Here is a 19698-nt window from a genome sequence, read left to right on the forward strand (position 1 = left end):
TCTTTTCTATTTTTGTTCCATCGTAAGCAAGCGAGTTAATTTCCACCATGAATAACATCGTAAAACCCATGCGACTTTCTTTATTAATCGCCACTATTGCGGTAGTCGGTCATTCGTACGCGACCTCCATAGATTCGTCTTCAAAGGTAGAGCAAACGATCCTCGCCAATGCTCAGAAAAGTCAAACAACGATTTCAAATAGTTCGGATCGTAGTTTTGAACTGCAAAACGATATTAAAGCGCTTAGCTCTGAAGTGAACAACTTAGAAGTGTACAAACAACATTTAGAAACGCTCATCGAAAACCAGAACCAAGAATTGCTCAATCTCGAAGTACAGCGAAATGAGATTATAGAAACTCGGCAAAGTATCGTGCCGCTAATGTACAACATGCTCGATGGTTTAGAAGCGTACATCGCACAAGATATGCCCATTCGTAAAGACGCTCGTGAACAGCGAGTGGCAACACTCAAATCTTTGATGAGCGAAGCAAACATCAGTGATTCCGAAAAGTATCGTCGTATCTTAGAGGCGTATCAAATAGAACTTGATTACGTTAATAAGATGGGCATCTACACCAGCGCGATAAACATTGATGGTGAAACACGTGAAATTGAACAGTTGTACTTAGGTCATATCTCGCTCATCGCAAGAAGCCTAGATCAGCAACAATATTGGTATTGGAATAACGATTCAAACAGTTGGCAGGGGCTAGACGTGTCACTGAATATGGATCTTGAGAAGGCCTTTATGGTAGCGAATAAAGAAGTTACTCCGACTTTGCTTATGTTGCCACTTTCTGTCAATGAGGCATCTGCTGGGGAGGCTTCCCAATGAGTTTACGTAAGCACGCTACATTAACGCTGTCCGTTTTATCTCTCTTCACTTCTTCTCTGTTTGCATCATTTGTATTGGCAGATACGTCTGCGTTACTTGCAACGACTGAGAAAGCGAAAGTTGAAGAACAGGCATTGAACAAACATCGTGAAGCAGAGTTTTTAGGGCAAGAGCAAAACTTAACATCGCAGAAAAACGCTCTGACATCACGTAAGAATCAACTTCAACAAGAGATTGATGCGCTAAGTGAAGAGTTCAGTCTCAATGAAGAAGCACTCTCTGAAAAAGAGAAAGAGCTTCATTTAGAATCAGGAAGTCTCGGTGAGTTATTTGGCGTGGTTCGTCAAGTCGCGAAAGAACTGCAACTAGAGCAAAAAGATCTTGTTACGTCGATTGGTAGCGATAGCTTAAAACAGGTTGATGTGATCGTCGAAGCGAAGACGTTACCATCAACACCGCAGTTGATGGCGTTATGGCAAGCATTTGATCAACAGATCGAAATGGGTTCTTCATTAAGCCAAATTTCGGTTCCGTACGTCGAACAAGACGGCGTTATGAAACAAAAAGACGTTGTGCGAATTGGTGCGTTTGGGTTGGTGGATGAAAACGGATATCTGCAATGGAATCCACAACAAGGTGGGGCAAAATCGTATTCTGTTCAGCCCCAAGGAAATCCGGTTAGCTCGGGGTCGGGAGCTTCATTGGCTCTTAGCAAGCATCCGCTTATCGCACTTGATCCTTCCAAAGGTGAACTGTTAGAACAATTGGCACAGCAACCGACGCTAGGCGAACGTTTAGCGCAGGGTGGCGTGGTTGGTCGCGTAATTCTCGCGATACTGTTTATTGGTTTAGTCATAGGTGTGGCTCAAGGTGGTTTCTTATTCATAAGCCGAAGTAAAATTCGCGCACAGTTAAAAAACAGAGAAGAGATAGGCAACAATCCACTTGGACGAGTATTGAGCGTATACAAATACGACCAATCTCCTAACGTTGAAGCCCTTGAGTTGCGCTTGTATGAAGCGATTCTAGATGAACAACACAAATTTGAGCGCGGACTGTCCATGCTGAAACTCCTTGCGGCTCTATCACCAATGCTTGGTTTATTAGGAACCGTGACAGGGATGATCGAAACCTTCCAAGTGATTACTCAATATGGTAATGCCGATCCAAGAATTATGGCTGGTGGTATTTCAACGGCTTTGGTAACCACGGTGCTTGGTTTAGTTTCTGCGATGCCACTGCTGTTTATTCACAATGTCCTTAGCTCGCAATCAGAACACATTCGTACGCTGTTAGAAAAACAAGGCGTTGGTATGGTAGCGCAGCGAGCTGAACAGGATATGGGAGCGGCATAGTTGTGGATGGGATTAGCATCACATCGATATTCAGTGTGCTCCGAGAGATCGGTTTTTCACAGGGCATAGAACAGTTTATGTCACGTGGAGGGCCGGTTATCTGGTGGCTAGCCGTGTTGGTTCTCATGTTTTGGTTGATTGCATTTGAACGTATTATCTACCTTGCCTTCACTTATCCTAAGCAGAAGCAGCAATGGCTCGATGCATGGAAAGAGAGGCAAGATCATCAATCGTGGTTCGCACGTAAGCAGCGCAATGCATGGTTGAGTCAGGCTCATTTGCAACTGTTTAAAAACGTTAATTTATTAAAGTTACTAATTGGTTTATTTCCGATGTTAGGTCTGTTGGGAACGGTAACTGGAATGATTTCGGTGTTTGATGTTTTAGAAGCAGAAGGCACAGCACAACCACGTTTGATGGCGGCCGGAATCTCGATGGCTACATTGCCGACAATGGCAGGAATGGTTGCTGCATTAGCCGGATTCTTTTGTTATTCACGTTTGATGGCGGCCATAGAGAAGCGGGAAATTCATTTGGAAAAATTAATGAGGAGCCGAGCGTGAGATTAGGCAATCGTTCAAAACAACAAGAAGAAGCGCAAATCGACATGACGTCGATGCTCGATATTGTGTTCATCATGCTGATATTTTTCATTGTGACCAGCTCATTTGTTCGTGAATCTGGTGTGGAAGTAAACCGTCCCCAAGCGAGTAACTCAACCAGCCAAAAAGACGCCAGCGTGTTTATTGCGGTGACGGCCGATAACGAAATTTATATTGATAAACGAGTGGTGGATAAAGAACGCGTTCAACCTACGCTTGAGCACATTATTATCGAACAACCCAATGCTGCTTTGGTTATTCAGGCGGACGAATTTGCCTTCAATGGTACGGTGGTTGCGGTGATGGATGCAGCGAAAAGCGCTGGCATCAGTAATATAGCGTTAGCAACGGAACAGAAATAAATGACTCGTTTGTTGATTGCATTTCCTCTGGCGTTAGTGGTGTGTTATAGCCTAATTGGGGTCATGGCTTGGTTGGTGGATTTAAACAGTAAGCCGGTTGAAAAACAGGATGAACCGTTGGCGTTCAATATCTTTGCTGCTGACAAGGAACAAAGCAGTGAACGTCGCAGTCGCATATTACCTGATAAGCCTGAAATTAAACCCCAAGCACCAGAGCCAGAAGTTGCACCTCAAAAGGTAACGCCGACTTCGATGGCAACGCCAACGTTGGAGAATATTCCTGATGTTAAAATGGATTTCTCTGTTTCTGGTTTATCGGTGACAGCACCGAGCTTACCCGTGAGCGAGCCTGTACCTACGGCTGATCCTGTTGCCTCCGTGCCGGTCACTCAGCCAGCTAACATTGGGCAAAATCAGCAAATTATGCCTTTACACAGAGCAGAGCCGGTCTACCCATCTAAAGCGATTCAGCGCAGAATTGAAGGCTATGTCATTGTAAGCTTTGATATCAGTGAAAGCGGGCGACCAATCAATATCAAGGTTGTTGAAGAGCAGCCCAAACGGATTTTTAATCGCGAAGCAATTAAAGCTCTGAAAAGGTGGAAGTATCAGCCAAAGATGGTCAATGGCAATCCTATTGCGCAGCACGACCAGAAGGTAAAGCTGGAGTTTAAACTAAACAAATGAGAATAATGCTCAATTTACAGGCTCTAAAGTGTCGTTTTCACTTGGTCAAATCCGCGCTCGCTTTCGGTGTGGTGACGATACTTGCCACAACTACAGCGAACGCTGCGAACCTTACTGAATATACTGTTCGCCATGTCCAGAAAGCGTATGCGTTGCAGCAAGAAGAACGTTTATCCGATGCCGTTGCGACGTTGCTCAGTATTGAATCGAATAAGCCTTACGACAATGCGTATGTTAATCGCATGCTTGGTTCACTATATTGGCAGTTATCGAAGCCGAAGTCGGCGACGAAACATCTGGTGCTGTCGGTAGATTCAGGCGCGTTATCCGAACAAGAGCAGCGTGAGTCGGTGAGGATGTTGGCCGATCTTCGAATGATGGAGCCGAGTTTTCCTAAAGCGGAAAAACGTTATAAACAGTTACTTGCGTTAATGAGTGAAAATTCGTCGACGACATCGAAGAGCTATGAAATGGTGTGGCTGCATATAGCACAGGCACAGTATCAACAAGAGAAGTGGTCATCGGTTGAAGCATCGGTGGATAAACAGCAGCATTATCAACGTAAAGCTAAGCTTAGAGCCAAAGCTGAACCGTTAAAAATGAAGTTGGGTGCTCAACTTGCCAAAGAAAAATGGAAATCGGCTATTAGCACCACAAGGTCACTTCGCTCGATAGAACCAAATGAAGCGCTTTGGTGGCGTCAACTTACAGCGTTATACATGCAAACAGAGCAACACTCTCAAGCTCTCGTCACCTTGCAGCAAGCCGATCGCGCAGGCTTTGATATGAGCCAAGAACAACTTACCTTGATGGCGCAATTGTATGGCCGATTAAACGCACCGTATAAAGCCGCGGAAATATACGGGCGTTTAGCTGAGTTGGACTCATCGGCAAAACTGTTGTCGCAGCAAGCATCATATTGGCAGTTATCTAAGGAATGGGACAAGGCACTCGTGAGTTGGAAGAAAGCCGCAAACCTTGATTCTAAATTCAACCGTCAATACGCGTTATTGCAAATGCAGCAGCAAAACTACGCAAGTGCTCTTCAAGCGATTAACCGTTTGAAGAAACCTGATACGACTACCTTATTGACTAAGGTACGTGCGCTAAATGAGTTAGGGCAACCTGAAGAAGCGTTACGCATTGCGACCGCAATACATAAACATTCCCCTTCAGATAGTACGCTCAGTTGGATTAAGTTTTTATCTGAGGGGCAGTAGTGTGAAGTGAGCTAACAGTGAAACGCTGGTGGAATGTTCGATGTTTTTCAGTATTAACTACCATAATGATAACGCAGTTGTGCAATTAAAATTACGTCATCTTGGCTTTTGTAGACGATTCTGTGTTCGTCGTTTATGCGACGTGACCAGTATCCTGATAATCCGTGCTTAAGAGGTTCTGGTTTCCCGATTCCTTCTGTAGGGCTACGCTGGATGTCCTTGATCAATAAATTAATACGTTTGAGTATCTTTTTGTCGGTCGTTTGCCAGTACAGATATTGTTCCCAAGATTTAGTAGAAAAGACCAGCTTCATTCTATTAGCTTCTGTTCAATCCCATTTCCAGATTCGAGTTCGGCAATCGACTCCAACAGTTCACGAGCATTTTTGGGTGATCTGAGTAAATAGGTTGTTTCTTGCATTGCGTTGTAATCTTCTAAAGAAATCATCACTACAGGGGCTTCGCTTTTACGGGTAATAATAATAGGAGCGTGGTCATTACAAACACTCGCCATTGTACTTGCTAAATTTGCTCTAGCGGATGTATAGCTTATTGCATCCATGTTAACTCCAAACTGTTTATGTACGTTTATCTGTACATAATAATATTGAAGAGCACAGAAGGCAATAGAGTTTGTATGAACAGCGGCTTTCTTCGTTTACAGGTTCGTAGCGTAAAGTAACGCAGCGTTACGTGCTTAACTTCGTAATGCGAATTTCGTAAACGAATCATGATGGAATATACAGTACGTGAAATTCAAATCGTGAAAGTTTGGTAAAAGTGTGTAATCAATAGCTTGGTGATCACCGTTGACAAACCCGATAAAAAGAACAATTCTGAGCCCTTTTTTAAACCGGACATAATTAATGATTCAAGAATACTTTCGCTTTACCAAACAGAGCTGGCCAATACTCACCTTTGGAATTATTACTGTGTTTATGGGCAACTTCGGACAATCATTTTTTGTCAGTTGGTTTGGGGACAGTTTTCAAGAAAGCCTCGGTCTCTCGGCAACCAGTTATGGTACGGCTTATTCAACCGCGACTTTTGTAAGTGGTTTGTTGTTGATGTGGATCGGTGGTGCGATTGATAGGGTGTCATTGGTTAAATTTATTCTATTTTGCACTGTTGGCCTTTCAATCGCCGCTCTTACGCTTTGGCAAACCACTAGTTTAACGATGTTAATTGTTGGCTTATTTTTGCTGCGTTTTTTTGGCCAAGGATTATTTCCTCATACTGGGGTAACAACCATGATGAAGAACTTTTCCTTGAACCGTGGGAAAAGTATTAGCATTGCCACAAGTGGGGTGCCGTTGGGTGAAATCTTACTACCTTCATTTGCGGTTTTATTGATTACGCAATTAGGTTGGCAACAAAGTTGGCTAGTGATTGCTGTGCTGATCCCACTGCTGTATTTGCCTTTAGCTCTGTTTCTTATTAAAAAAGGTAAAAATGAAAAATATCTAGAGCAAGCACCTGCGGTTGAAAATAACGCTGAGCAGCCGGTAAAAGGTGATATTAACAAGCAGCAACCACAAGATGGAACACGCAGAACATTGTTGTCTGATTACCGTTTTTGGTTAGCTTTGCCGACCGTGCTATCTGCGCCGTTTATTATTACGGGCATCTTTATTCACCAAGGATTCTTTATCTCACAAATGGGGTGGACGGCTGCATTGTTTGCGAGTTGTTTTGCCTTATATGGCATTGCGCATTGGTTATCGTCGATGTATGCGGGAGTCTGGGTCGACAGATTCAGTGGTCGGCAGTTGTTAAAATACTATCCGATTCCGATGTTTATCGCGCTTTTGATTGCATCACAATTTAGCGGAAATTGGATTGTCTATGTGCTGCTTTTTGCGCTTGGATCGGCAATTGGCTCAAGTAGCACGATCATTAATGCATTGTGGGCTGAAGTCTACGGGACGAAATACCTGGGTAGAATACGCGCATTAATGGGCTCCCTTGGCGTGATCTCTTCGTCGCTCTCACCGATTTTATTTGGGTTTTTGATTGACCACGATATTACTGGCGCGCAACTGTTCTTTTGGCTCGCTTTGTATGTCTTTGTAGCCATGATATTGACGTTATTTTCGTATTCGAAAGAGAATTAACCTTGTTGATAGAGAAGAGCTTTGCGGGTTCTAAAAATAAACAGCGCCAAGAATGAGATCGACTTGGCGCTGCTTGGGGTGAGTTAAAGGTAATTACTCGATATTAAATTGCAGCATTTGCTTCTTCGAGTCTTTCTTTTTCTTCTTTCTCTTTGTGGAATTTTCTTTCGCCAAAGTAAGCGTAGAAAAGACATAGAATCGAAATACCACAAGACGCGGTTAATAGAATGAAACCGCCATCCCAACCAAAGTGGTCAACGGTATAACCAAGTACAGCATTCGCAGCGACTGCGCCACCCAGATAACCAAATAGACCTGTTAAGCCCGCTGCGGTACCCGCGGCCTTTTTAGGCGCCAGTTCAAGAGCATATAAACCAATTAGCATCACAGGCCCATAGATAAGGAATCCGATAGCGATCAGTGCGGCCATATCGATACCTGGGTTTCCTGCTGGGTTAAACCAGTACACCAATACGGCAATGGTCACCAATACCATAAATAGGATACCGGCTGGAGCACGGCGACCTTTAAATAATTTATCTGAAATCCAACCACATAATAATGTTCCAGGAATACCTGCCCACTCATACAGGAAGTAAGCCCAAGATGATTTATCGACTGAGAAATCTTTTGCTTCAGATAGGTATGTTGGCGCCCAATCAAGTACACCATAACGAATCATGTAAACGAACGCGTTAGCAATAGCGATTGACCAAAGTAATTTGTTGTTGAATACATACTTAAAGAAAATCTCTTTTGCGGTCATTTCCTTTTCGTTTGACTCATCGTAGTTATCTGGGTAATCGTCTTTATATTCTTCAATCGCTGGTAATCCGCACGATTGAGGGGTATCGCGCAGCGTAATCCAGATAAAGATAGAGACTACGGTTGCGAAAAATGCTGGTACGTAAAAGGCGGTATGCCAATCATCGTTGAACAGCCACAGACCTAAAATAAACATAGGGCCGATCAAACCACCACCGACGTTGTGGGCAACGTTCCATACCGAGACTAACTTTCCGCGCTCTTTACGAGACCACCAGTGAACCATGGTTCGGCCACAGGCTGGCCAGCCCATACCTTGGAACCATCCATTTAAAAATAAAAGAACAAACATAGCGGTAACACTGCCAGTTGCCCATGGCATAAAGCCGAAACAGAACATCACGGCGGCCGACATTAAGAGGCCAAAGCTTAAGAAATACCTTGGATTTGAACGGTCAGAAACACTTCCCATTAAAAACTTCGATAAGCCATACGCAATTGAAACAGCAGACAATGCCACGCCGAGTTCACCTCGAGTAAAACCTTGCTCAATAAGAAATGGCATCGCAAGACTAAAGTTTTTACGTACAAGATAATATCCTGCATAGCCAAAAAATATTCCCATGAACAATTGCCAACGAAGACGGGTATATGTGGGTTCTATCTGATTTTCAGATAATCGCTCTATATGCGATTTAGGTTTAAATATTCCAAACATAGCTGTTACCTATATGTTCCATTGTAATTTTAATTTGTGAGTTAAAACGAACTTAAATGCTCGAACGAGCGGATTATGACGATTTTGATAATTAAAAGTGAGACATATGTTCGTTTTATTTAATTTGTGATAAGAATTAAATTAAATCTAATAAATTCAATATATTTGAAATTAATGATTGTGATTATGATGCATTTAAAACTGATCGGTGGCAGATCAATGTTTGGTTAGATAAGTGTTGCAATGCTCGTTTTGGTTTCGATAAAATCTAAAAACGAAAATAAACGTTCGTTTGTTTGCTTTTCTTATTTTCTTTGAGTGTATTATGAAAACGTATATTCGGCTCGAAACTGATGTAGTCATCATCGGCGGTGGTGCAACGGGAACTGGTATCATGCGTGATTGTGCTCTCAGGGGCATACCATGTATCTTACTCGAACAAGGGGATATTGCTTCTGGCACTACTGGGCGCAACCATGGCTTACTTCATTCTGGAGCTCGATATGCAGTAACAGATCTGCATTCAGCCAAAGAGTGTATTCAAGAGAATAAGATTCTTAAAAATATAGCTCGTCACTGTGTCGAAGAAACCAGTGGTTTGTTTATTACCCTTCCTGAAGATGACATCAACTTTCAACAACAGTTTATACAGTCTTGTTCTGCAGCAGGCATAGAGTCGAAACAACTGAGTGCGAAAGAAGCACTGCGCCTTGAGCCAAATGCCAATCCTGCCATGCTCGGTGCCGTTCAAGTTCCAGATGGCTCGTTAGATCCTTTCCGTCTTTGCACTTCAAATATTATTGATGCCAAGCAGCATGGAGCTCGGTTATATACTCACACCACAGTGACGTCATTAATTATTCAAGCTGATCGTGTAGTTGGGGTTCGATGTTTTAATACTCAGCTAAACCAAGGCTATGAAGTCTATGCCAAAGAAGTCATCAACGCTGCGGGTATATGGGGGCAAACCATTTGTGAATATGCTGACTTAAGCATCAAGATGTTTCCTGCAAAAGGGTCGTTACTGATTCTCGACTACCGAATTAATAATCTGGTGATAAATCGATGTCGCAAGCCTGCCGATGCCGACATTTTGGTTCCCGGCGATACTATTTCGTTAATCGGAACTACATCCGAACAAATTGAGTATGACCAGATCAACGACTTAAAAATAAGCTCCGACGAAGTCGATATATTACTCCGCGAGGGCAGCAAGTTAGCGCCTGTAATGCAAAATACAAGAGTACTGCGAGCTTATGCTGGTGTTCGTCCACTCGTAGCCGTCGACGGAGACACCACTGGTCGAAATATCAGCCGTGGAATTGTTTTGCTCGACCATGGAGAAAAAGATGGTCTACAAGGACTGACGACGATTACTGGCGGTAAGCTAATGACCTATCGTTTAATGGCTGAGCAGGCAACAGATATTGTGGCTAAGAAACTCGGTAATACGCAAACTTGTACTACCGCAACACGTTCACTACCGGGCTCTGTTGAGCAACCCAAACCCTCGTTACGTAGCGCCAGTATTGCTAAGCCGGTTTACGAGTCCGCCCTATACCGCCATGGTGAACGCGCACTTTCATTTTTAAGTGATGAACCAAAGCGGAGTGCGATTATATGTGAATGTGAAATGGTGACAGCGGGTGAAATTGAATATGCTCTGAATCATCTAGATGTGGAAAATATTGAAGACTTGCGCCGTCGTACTCGTGTTGGAATGGGGCCATGTCAGGGGGAAACATGTACCTATCGCGCAGCCGGGCTATTTAATGAGTTCAGCGATAAAAGTGGAGTCGAATGCAGTGGCTTACTAGTTGAATTTATGGAAGAAAGATGGAAAGGAGCTAAGCCAGTATTATGGGGAGATGCGTTGCGAGAAGCGGAATTTAGTTACTGGATTTATGAAGGCCTACTTGGTACTTCCCAGTTAGAAACGCCAACGCGAGACACAGCAAACCAATATGTGAATCATGCGCAAACATCGGGAGAAGCGGAATGAAGTACGATGTGATTGTTATTGGTGGTGGCATGGCGGGGTATTGCGCGGCCATTCGAGCGTTAGAGCTAGGTCAGAAAACGGCTTTGATTAACAATGGTCGCAGTGCACTGCATTTTGCTTCTGGATCGATAGATGTCTTGTCGACATTGCCTTGTGGTGACGCGGTTCAGTTTCCTTATCAAGCGATTGAGCAATTTCCGACGCAATTTCCGACTCATCCTTATGCTAAGTTAGGCGCAAACAATGTGGAGTCAGCCATAGAGTGGTTTACCAAGATGATTAATCTCGCGGGCGTTCCATTGCATCAGTCTCAGCACAATGAGAATCATTGGAGAATCACCACTCTCGGTGCCTTAAGTACCACTTTTTTATCTCAACCGTTTGTTGAAAAAATTGAGTATCAAGAGACACAACCAAAATTCGAACGCGTTGTTGTGCTTTCACTTGAAGACTTTCGCGATTTTCAAGCGAATGTTGCTGTCGACAATTTGAAATCTAATCCAAGGTTTAATGACACACCCATACTCAGCTTATCGGTGTCTTTGAATAATTTAAACCACGGTTCTATAGATGTTGCCAACTATCGTTCGTCCGATTTTATTCGGTTGCTGAAGAGTGATGACACGTTGGCGGAGTTTGCTAATCAAATCTCGCTTGGAGCGAATAAAAATGACCTTGTGATAGTACCTGCTATTTTTGGTACCGCTGAAGGGCTAGAAATATTGACGCGTTTAAAGGCGATGACGGGCATAAGCTTCAATGAAATACCAACCATGCCACCATCATTGATGGGAGTTAGACTTGAAGAAGCGCTAGAGCGTCAATTTATTACTGCAGGCGGTGTATTGTTGAAAGGGGACTGCGTTACAGGAGGCGAATTTGTAGAGCGAAGCAATGGCTTGGTTCTTAATAAAATTTGGACGCGAAAACTACGAGACTATGCACTTTCGGCGGACACATTCGTGTTGGCCAGTGGCAGCTTTTTTAGTAACGGCTTACGCGCAGAATACGATCGTATAATTGAGCCTGTATTTGGTTTTGATGTGTGTACCACAGGCTCTCGTGATAAGTGGTATCAGGAGACGTTTTTCTCACCAAAACCCCATGCATTTATGTCGTTTGGGTTAGAAACTAATGAGCACTTTAATCCGTCACTCAATGGCGCTACGGTGAGTAACGTTCACTGTTGTGGCTCAGTATTGGCACACTATAACCCCATCGCAGAAGGTTCTGGAGGAGGTGTTGCTATATCAACTGCGTATTATATTTCAGATAACTTCACTGTTAAGCAGACAGAGCAATTGAATGTGGAGAGTGAACAATGTTAGACGTAACCAGCGACACCAGTTTTGACCAATGTATCAAGTGCACTGTGTGTACGGTTTATTGTCCCGTCGCAAAAGCCAATCCCGACTTTCCGGGCCCGAAGCAATGTGGTCCTGATGGCGAACGGTTGCGTATCAAAGATCCTCAATACTACGATGACATTCTGAAGTATTGTACCAATTGTAAGCGTTGCGAAACCGCCTGTCCTTCGAACGTTAGAATCGGTGATATCATCGCGATAGCCAGGGGAAAATATGGCAAGTTGTCTGCGAGCCCTAAGACAGTTAGGGACTTTATTCTTAGTCATACGGACTTATTTGGATCGCTTGCAACACCAGTAGCACCCATCGTTAATGCTGCGACCAGTACGCCATTGGTTAAGAAAATTATGCATAAAACGGTGGGGGTACATGACCATAAATCGCTGCCGAAATATTCTCACGGGACGTTTCGTAAGTGGTATAAAAAGTCTTGCCCAGATCAAACGCAATTTGCACGTGGTGTTAGCTTCTTTCACGGCTGTTATGTCAATTACAATCACCCGCAGCTAGGAAAAGATTTGGTTACAGTACTCAACGCGATGGGAATAGGGCTTCATCTTCTAGAAAATGAAAAGTGTTGCGGTGTTCCTCTGATTGCTAATGGATTTCATAAAAAGGCGCAAAAAAATGCTAAGTTCAATGTGCGCCAACTCGAAAATTCTGTCGAAATTCATAAGCGGGAAATTGTCGCGACATCGTCAACGTGTGCGTTTACCTTACAAGATGAATATCCGCATGTTCTTGGTATTGATAATGAAAGTGTAGCCGACCGTATCCACTTTATTACCCGTTATTTACTCAAAGAGTTTATGAATGGTAACTCGCCAGCAATGAAACCGATCAATAAAAAGGTGGTATATCATACACCTTGTCACTTAGAGCGCAGTGGCAATACTATGTTTACGATTGAGTTATTACGATCGATTCCTGGCTTAGATCTTCAAGTTTTGAATAGTGAATGCTGTGGCTCGGCAGGCACTTACGGCTTTAAGGAAGAAAACTACGCCGCATCAATGACTATTGGTTCTGGTTTATTTGCTCAGATTGCTGCGGCAAATGCAGATTTGGCGATTACCGATTGCGAAACCTGTAAATGGCAGATAGAAGAAAATACCGACTTGGAATGTATCCACCCAGTGTCGTTAATTGCAGAAGCGATTCGCGACTAATCAGCGTCTATTGGTAACTCCAAATAGCGAAACAGCCCGCCTGGTTATTAGGCGGGCTGTTTCGTTATTTTTGGAAAGAAAAAAGCAAATTTAATACAGGAAAAATAAGCAGGAAAGCGTGTGTTATACAATTTGTACCGGCTCAAGTTTCACTATTTGAGAGTGGGAAACTTTGACTCGATAACGCATGATTTTATTATTGTTTAAGCGAAAGATTAAATTGATGTCATGCAACATGGAAAACCGATTACTGACCAATTGGCCCTTGTCATAGGCAATATGCTTTAGTGCAGTTTCTGGCAGTAATTCAAGTAAGCTGTGCAGGTTGATATCCATGGTATCGCGCAATTGGGTAAACCCATTCATAAACCGGTTAGTCATTGAGTACTTTTTCTTATAACAAATTACCACTTCATCCGCGTCTTTTTTGGTGTATTTACCGCGCCCACGTACGTTGAGAATATTTTCATCTAAGTTGGCATATTCAGCCAGCTCATAGCAACTACCAACGACAACTTCGTCACTGTCGTAGAGCGTCGTCTTAAAGCTAAATTTTCCTTTACTGAGTTTTTTGGCGATATAGATCCGAAACAACTCTTTAAAACGATCTTTGAAAATATAACTGACACAAAGTGCCATCAGAAGCGCAAAAGAGAGGTTGCCGTAACCTAATTGAACATAGAAGACGATAAGAGTGGTGATTAACATAGATAAGAAAGCAGCGAGGCTAAAGGCTGCTTGTTCTCGAACCACACCGAGAGTGGTGTTTTTTTGGCGAATATTGATCGACTTACAAAAGAAATTTTCTTTGCGGCGTATGTATTGCGCTTCCTTAGACTTTAAGCCATAAGTATCGCGTCTGTACATTCGTTCTTCACAGGCTAAATTAATCAAGTCATCGTAAACTGTGTTGATATCGTTCTCGGATTCCTTTGTGTTTTGATAGCAAAAAGACAAGGTAATCTGCTCAGCATAATACGAGCAAAGCTCATCGGCAGTCCGAAAATCTTTGATGTTACCTTCATTGGTTGGCGTGTTTCTAAGGTCGCTCAGTAGCGATTTAACGGTTGCCAAGTAATCATCAATCGAGGTTTTTGCGTGATCACTGTCTTGGGTTAGCCGCGATAGCTTTAACTTAAATGTCTTTAGGAAAAGTGGGAAATCAAGACCACTGTCGGACCGATCTGATTGTTGTTTTAGCAATGGGAATTTGGCTTTCGAAACGGAATAATGATATCGAGAGGCTTTTAAATCTAATAATACATTTGCGCAGATATCGCGCTCTTTCACGCCCATATCACTCGGTAAAAACATATACATTTCGAGAATTGAATCTTTGTCTTTGCTGACAGTCGTTCTGACTTCCATCGATGTATCTGATATTTCAAGATCCAAGTTCATTGATTCGACTTGTCCTAATTGAGATTGGTAAATGTAGTGACGATTTTGAACAAAGAGAAAACAATCAATGCACTAAAAGCTCGGAGTGTTTGTGATTGAAATGTTTAACCTTTTCCTTTTAATTGTAGTAGGTTATCCGTGAATTCTGCAAACCCATATCCACCTGAATTTTGCGTAATAACCGTCGGAAAAGCAGTCAACTGTTCCCAATAGCGTGTTAAATTCGCCACACCAACACTTTTGGATAAGGTCGCGAACATTTGCTCGTCATTGAGAGAATCGCCGACGTAGCAACATTGTTCTTGAATGTCGCTGTCTGATAACCCTTTTGCCTTAAGAAAGTGAAGGGATGTGGTAATTTTAGAGTGGTTGCCATACCACGCATTTATATGGATCGAACTGGCGGTCGCATGAGCTCCGAGTGCCTGAATTTTCTCGACTACGGTGCCAACGGTAATACTGTCGACTTTGGGTCGATTTTGGCCAATATCAATCGCCACTTCGCACAAGCGGTAAGATTGATCGAGCGTTAGGTTTAAATTGGGATAGGCCTTCAGTATATCCAGTACTTGAGCCTCTAATTTTATTTGCTGTTGCTTAAGTACTTCACGGCTAAAATCCGCTTTTAGCGTCAAAAAGCCGTTTTCTTTTTCAAGGACAAAAGCCCCATTTTCACCAATAACCGCATCAACAGGCCAAAGCTGTGCGATGTGGTCGCACCAACCCGCACAGGCTCCCGTTACCGCAATAACTTTGATTCCATTTTGTTGTAGTTGGTTTAACGCGATAAGAGTTTCGGGCGGAAGTTTCCCTTGCCACGTTAGCGTATCATCAACATCGGTTAGCACCCACGAAATAGATTCCCATTCGGAAGGGAGCTGCTGTGATGGTAGTTTCTTCATCTGTATTCTCTAGAAATGTAATAATCTTGGTAAGAACAACACGATATCTTCGGAATAAGTCAGAATCATTAAGACCGTTAATAAAGCAAGCAACAATGGCGCGACTTCGCGTACAAAATCCATAACTCTTACGTTGAGAATGGTACATACGGTAAACATCATGGAACCAAACGGCGGGGTTACACCACCAATCATGATGTTAACGATGACGACGATACCAAAGTGAACTGGGTCGACACCTAAGTTAAGCACAGCAGGTAGCAGTAGTGGGGTCAATATAATCATTGCAGCGCCGCCTTCAATAAACATTCCGATGACGAGCAGTAGAACGTTAATTAAAAGCAGTAAAACCAATTTATTATCGGTTACGCCAATCAGGGCAGAAGCAACTTGTTGTGGAATTTGCTCTAACGTCATGTAGTAACCAAATACCATGGCTCCGATGATGATAAACATCACGCTACTGGTACCTTGAATCGTTTCCTTCAATATAACCGGAACATGCTTTAGTTTTAGATCACGATAGACAAATGCACCGATAATAACGCAGAGCAAGATAGCAATAGCGCCAGCTTCTGTTGGTGTAAACAGGCCAAAGCGCATACCAAGGATAATGCCGAATGGAATAAGAAGCGCAGGGATTGCGCGACCAAAGTGCCCAAGCCTTTCTTTTGCTGATGCCGGTTCCGATCGTGATGGCTTGTAATTACGTTTGCGAGCAATAATCGCGATGGCAATCATCAATGATCCGGCCATCATAAGTGCAGGGATATAACCCGCAACAAACATGGAATGTACAGATACATTTGCGAGTAGGGCAAAGATAATCAGGTTAATTCCGGGTGGAATTATCGGGCTAATACTCGATGAGGCCGCCGTTATTGCTGCGGTAAAAGGGAGGTCATAACCACGCTTTGTCATTTCAGGGCCAAGGATTTTAGACTGCATCGCTGCATCGGCGTTGGCAGAGCCGGAAATTCCACCCATTAATGTACTTAATAGCACATTTACATGAGCGAGTCCGCCAATTTTGTGGCCGATTAATGAATCTGCAAACTTTAGCAGGCTTCTACTTATGCCTGCATAATTCATAATGGAACCGACCATTATGAAAAAAGGAATGGCTAATAAAGGGAAAGAAGACGCTGACGATATAAACCGTTGCATGACGAGACTTACAGGAAGAGAGGTGTTGAAAAATAGGAAGTAAGTCATCGCCGAAGCAATAAGTGAAAATGCAATCGGAATATTCAACAAGAACAGAACAAATAAGAGAATAATGGGTAAGTAAATTTCCACTGGGGTTACCTAATAGTTAATTTAGTGGTGAATCTTCGTCTGAATTTATTAAATCAATTTTGATAAATTTCAGAGTATGAATGGCCATTAATGAGAAACAAACGACTAATACACTATTAATCGTGAAATACGACATGCCCATAACTGGAGTGACTTTGGTTGATAGCATGGTGTAGTCGTAACTTAAGTACGCCATTAGTAGATTTAGTCCCAACAGGAACGTTGAAACCATTAAACGAAAAGGTCGTTTTGCTTTTTCAGGTATCATGCTAACGATGATATCGACACCCATATGTAACCTGTGCTTATAACAAGAGCTAATGCCGAAATAAACCGACCAAATAAAACAGATAACAGAAAGTTCTTCGCTCCAAGGAACGACAAAACCGAAGCCATAACGCAGAAAAACATTCACAATGACGGTTAATACCGTCACCGAAATGGCGAGAGAGGCTAGGATTTCTTCAAAGTTAATTAAAAAGCGCATTGCTGCTCCATACAGTTGACGCAAGCTAGTTGATATACGCCCTTACAAAATCATAAGGGCGTCAGATTGAAGCTATTATTTGGCAGCGCGGATAATATCGAGTTCAGAGTTGATTTTCGCGTGTACACCTTCGCTCCACTCTGGGAACTGAGTATAAACTTCAGCCGTTAGCTTACCGAATTCAGCATTATCAACTTCGTTGAACTTAACGCCTTCATCTTTAAGTTTTTGCATATATTCAGTATCAAGCTTAACCAGTTGTTCAGTGTTAGACTCAGCACCTTTTGCAAGTTCTTCCATTACGATTGCTTGTTGTTCTGCGTCTAATTTAGCCCAAACTTTTGGAGCAATATACAAACCAACAGTACCTAAGAAGTGCTTAGTGAGTGACATGTTTTTTGCCACTTCATAAATTTTGGTTGAGTACATAGTTAGGATTGAACCTTCAAGTCCATCAACTACACCCTGCTGTACACCGGCATAAGTTTCAGTAAATGGTAATGCTGCTGGAGATGCTCCCATCGCTGATAGTGTGCTGATAAACAGTTGGCTACCAGGTACTCGAATACGCATACCCTTCATATCAGCTGAGTTTTTAATTTCTTTATTTGTGATCATATGTCTAAAGCCGAACATATAATCTGCTGTTAAAATCTTGATGCCTTTCTCTTCTGCTTGTGCGGTCAAATCGGCAACAAAATCGGTTTTCATCATCGCAAGATATTCGTCATAAGAGTTATATAAGCTTGGTCCTGCAAGTGCAGCGAAATCTGGTACGAAATCACCTAAGTAACTAAGGTCTTCAACGGCGATCCAATCTGCACCGTTTACGACTTGCTCAAGGTTGTCTTTATAGGTTGGTAACTGACCACCTGGGAAAACTTTTATATTTACGCTACCGTCGGTCCGTTCACGAATACTGTCAGAAACTTTAATGAGTTCCTGCGTTAGCAATTCATTTTGGCTGAATATTAGGCTCATATTAATGTTGAGTGGATCTTTATCAGCTGCTATCGCCGCGGTACTTCCTGCAATGCCCATTCCAAATAATGTGGCTGCGGATAATACGGTTCCTAGAAGTAGCTTTTTCATTGTTGTAACCCTCGAATAAGTAGGTAGGTGTTTATGTTCCATCATCGCCCAGAAATGGGCCCGTAGTATGCGTATTGCATGTAATGATATGTAGTTTTTATTGTAATACGGAGACACAATATAGCGTTTATATTGATATTCATATGAACATTGAAACTTTCATTAGAATGTTGTGATCGTGTTAACAGCTTGAGCGTTGATATGCCTTTTTCATATGTAATTGCTGGTATAACCGAAGCATATTCTAGATCAATCGTAGTTTTACTTAATGTTCACTTGAACAAAATGAACATGCTTGTTACAAATGTTTGACGATAAACTTTCAGGAGCCTATGCACATGCTGACCGAACGCCAGCAACAAATTTTAGATTACTTAAAGCAACGTAATGATGTTCAAATCGATGAGTTGGCCGTTATCTTCTCGATGACGACACAAACAATTCGTCGTGATGCGAAGCTGTTATGTGAACAAGGTTTGGCGAGACGGGTGCACGGTGGATTGAGTTTACCAACGACACTGACCAATACGACCTATCAATTTCGCCGTGAGGTTGAATCGACGATTAAACAACGAATGGGAAAAGAGGTCGCGCAGCAAATTCCAGAAGGTTCCACAGTTATGATGGGGATTGGTACCTCCGTTACCTATGTTGCGCAGTTCTTGACTGATATATCGTCACTTCGTGTGATAACAAATAACCTTCAAGTCTCGAAAATTCTGGAGTCTAATCCCAATGTAGAAGTTTACCTATGTGGGGGCGTCGTTCGAAGTGAGCATCAAGATCTTGTTGGTCATAGTACGTTACAATTTTTAGGTAATTTTGAAGCGGATATTGGCATTGTCGGTTGCGCCACTATTACGCCGTCTTTATTGGCGATGGAGCATGAAGTGCAAGAGTCGGAAATATCAAAAACGATTATGATGCAATCACGCCAAAGCTGGTTATTGGCCGATGCGAGTAAGTGGGAACGTCTTGCTTCAGTTAAAGTCGCGAGCTTAACCGATTTCGCAAGAGTGTATACCAATAAAAAAGAGTTATCCGATGAATGCTCTTTGTATTTTGTTGAGTAATAAGCAGTCGTGTTATTAATCAGAAATTAAGCCAATGTTACCTGCCATAGATCTTCTTGTCTTAGATAGATTAATGTCACTCTCATTTGAGTAGCTTTTATGTTCGTAAAAGCGCTGTTTTACTTGTATTGAGAGTTCGTCAACAACCCAAAACCAAATTCATATAGCCCTACACGATAATGTGATTTCCTCACATTGGTTAAATGATATGTGAACTAATCAAACATGTACTAATATTCATTATATC

Annotated in this window: 19 protein-coding genes; 11 read left to right on the forward strand and 8 right to left on the reverse strand. The window is 42.5% G+C overall.

Going from position 1 to position 19698, the window contains the following annotated elements; translation table 11 throughout:
- Positions 1 to 47 precede the first annotated feature (47 nt).
- The 6 genes from ACXJY6_RS02685 to ACXJY6_RS02710 all read left to right on the forward strand — a co-directional run bounded on the left by ACXJY6_RS02685 (position 48) and on the right by ACXJY6_RS02710 (position 5062).
- A complete protein-coding gene (locus ACXJY6_RS02685) occupies positions 48 to 836 on the forward strand; it encodes a DUF3450 domain-containing protein (protein ID WP_458767277.1) in 789 nt (262 codons plus the stop codon).
- Positions 833 to 2191, forward strand: coding sequence for a MotA/TolQ/ExbB proton channel family protein (locus ACXJY6_RS02690; protein ID WP_458767278.1), 1359 nt, complete (start codon positions 833 to 835; stop codon positions 2189 to 2191). The genes ACXJY6_RS02685 and ACXJY6_RS02690 overlap by 4 nt, the downstream gene beginning before the upstream one ends.
- A 77-nt stretch (positions 2192 to 2268) precedes the next feature.
- Positions 2269 to 2754 carry a MotA/TolQ/ExbB proton channel family protein gene (locus ACXJY6_RS02695; protein ID WP_456052772.1) on the forward strand — a complete coding sequence of 162 codons (486 nt, stop codon included), beginning with the start codon at positions 2269 to 2271 and terminating at the stop codon, positions 2752 to 2754.
- Positions 2751 to 3155, forward strand: coding sequence for an ExbD/TolR family protein (locus ACXJY6_RS02700; RefSeq protein ID WP_458767279.1), 405 nt, complete (start codon positions 2751 to 2753; stop codon positions 3153 to 3155). The genes ACXJY6_RS02695 and ACXJY6_RS02700 overlap by 4 nt, the downstream gene beginning before the upstream one ends.
- Positions 3156 to 3842 carry an energy transducer TonB gene (locus ACXJY6_RS02705; protein ID WP_456052693.1) on the forward strand — a complete coding sequence of 229 codons (687 nt, stop codon included), beginning with the start codon at positions 3156 to 3158 and terminating at the stop codon, positions 3840 to 3842.
- Between the two features lie 5 nt (positions 3843 to 3847).
- The gene (locus tag ACXJY6_RS02710; protein WP_458767280.1) at positions 3848 to 5062 is read left to right on the forward strand and encodes a tetratricopeptide repeat protein; all 1215 of its coding nucleotides are present in this window, start codon (positions 3848 to 3850) and stop codon (positions 5060 to 5062) included.
- A 53-nt stretch (positions 5063 to 5115) separates the two neighbouring features.
- Here the strand turns inward: ACXJY6_RS02710 and ACXJY6_RS02715 are convergent, their stop codons facing one another.
- Together ACXJY6_RS02715 and ACXJY6_RS02720 are read right to left on the reverse strand one after the other, a co-directional pair.
- Positions 5116 to 5376, reverse strand: a complete 261-nt coding sequence (locus ACXJY6_RS02715) for a Txe/YoeB family addiction module toxin (RefSeq protein WP_458767281.1) — start codon at positions 5374 to 5376, stop codon at positions 5116 to 5118.
- Entirely contained in the window at positions 5373 to 5624 is a 252-nt protein-coding gene (locus ACXJY6_RS02720; protein ID WP_456052690.1) for a type II toxin-antitoxin system Phd/YefM family antitoxin, read from the reverse strand. The genes ACXJY6_RS02715 and ACXJY6_RS02720 overlap by 4 nt, the downstream gene beginning before the upstream one ends.
- Positions 5625 to 5928: 304 nt before the next feature.
- On the opposite strand from ACXJY6_RS02720, the gene ACXJY6_RS02725 reads away from it, so the two are divergent.
- Entirely contained in the window at positions 5929 to 7176 is a 1248-nt protein-coding gene (locus tag ACXJY6_RS02725; protein ID WP_458767282.1) for an MFS transporter, read from the forward strand.
- Positions 7177 to 7279: 103 nt separating this feature from the next.
- Here ACXJY6_RS02725 and glpT read toward each other — a convergent pair whose 3' ends face one another.
- Positions 7280 to 8659, reverse strand: a complete 1380-nt coding sequence (gene glpT / locus ACXJY6_RS02730; RefSeq protein WP_458767283.1) for a glycerol-3-phosphate transporter — start codon at positions 8657 to 8659, stop codon at positions 7280 to 7282.
- Positions 8660 to 8984: 325 nt separating this feature from the next.
- On the opposite strand from glpT, the gene glpA reads away from it, so the two are divergent.
- From glpA to glpC, 3 genes are read left to right on the forward strand one after another with little or no spacing between them, the layout of a single operon-like run.
- Positions 8985 to 10661 (forward strand): anaerobic glycerol-3-phosphate dehydrogenase subunit A, encoded by a 1677-nt coding sequence (gene glpA, locus ACXJY6_RS02735; protein ID WP_458767284.1) that lies wholly within the window; start codon positions 8985 to 8987, stop codon positions 10659 to 10661.
- Positions 10658 to 11989, forward strand: coding sequence for a glycerol-3-phosphate dehydrogenase subunit GlpB (glpB, locus tag ACXJY6_RS02740; protein ID WP_458767285.1), 1332 nt, complete (start codon positions 10658 to 10660; stop codon positions 11987 to 11989). Before glpA ends, glpB begins: the two co-directional genes overlap by 4 nt.
- Positions 11983 to 13197 (forward strand): anaerobic glycerol-3-phosphate dehydrogenase subunit GlpC, encoded by a 1215-nt coding sequence (gene glpC / locus ACXJY6_RS02745; RefSeq protein ID WP_458767286.1) that lies wholly within the window; start codon positions 11983 to 11985, stop codon positions 13195 to 13197. The genes glpB and glpC overlap by 7 nt, the downstream gene beginning before the upstream one ends.
- A gap of 123 nt (positions 13198 to 13320) precedes the next feature.
- On the opposite strand, the gene ACXJY6_RS02750 is transcribed toward glpC, so the two are convergent.
- The 5 genes from ACXJY6_RS02750 to ACXJY6_RS02770 form a co-directional block, all read right to left on the reverse strand.
- Complete coding sequence (locus tag ACXJY6_RS02750; RefSeq protein ID WP_456052684.1) at positions 13321 to 14598, reverse strand: hypothetical protein; 1278 nt, start codon at positions 14596 to 14598, stop codon at positions 13321 to 13323.
- Positions 14599 to 14702: 104 nt separating this feature from the next.
- Positions 14703 to 15500: an HAD family hydrolase gene (locus ACXJY6_RS02755; protein ID WP_458767288.1), complete on the reverse strand. Its 798-nt coding sequence runs from the start codon at positions 15498 to 15500 to the stop codon at positions 14703 to 14705.
- A gap of 9 nt (positions 15501 to 15509) precedes the next feature.
- Positions 15510 to 16799: a TRAP transporter large permease gene (locus ACXJY6_RS02760; protein WP_456052682.1), complete on the reverse strand. Its 1290-nt coding sequence runs from the start codon at positions 16797 to 16799 to the stop codon at positions 15510 to 15512.
- Between the two features lie 16 nt (positions 16800 to 16815).
- Positions 16816 to 17286, reverse strand: a complete 471-nt coding sequence (locus ACXJY6_RS02765) for a TRAP transporter small permease (RefSeq protein WP_456052681.1) — start codon at positions 17284 to 17286, stop codon at positions 16816 to 16818.
- A 75-nt stretch (positions 17287 to 17361) separates the two neighbouring features.
- Entirely contained in the window at positions 17362 to 18378 is a 1017-nt protein-coding gene (locus ACXJY6_RS02770; RefSeq protein ID WP_456052680.1) for a C4-dicarboxylate TRAP transporter substrate-binding protein, read from the reverse strand.
- Positions 18379 to 18716: 338 nt separating this feature from the next.
- Here ACXJY6_RS02770 and ACXJY6_RS02775 point away from each other — a divergent pair, with 338 nt between their 5' ends.
- Positions 18717 to 19451, forward strand: coding sequence for a DeoR/GlpR family DNA-binding transcription regulator (locus tag ACXJY6_RS02775; protein WP_456052679.1), 735 nt, complete (start codon positions 18717 to 18719; stop codon positions 19449 to 19451).
- Positions 19452 to 19698: the final 247 nt, after the last annotated feature.

It is taken from the genome of Vibrio phycocola (assembly GCF_054404255.1).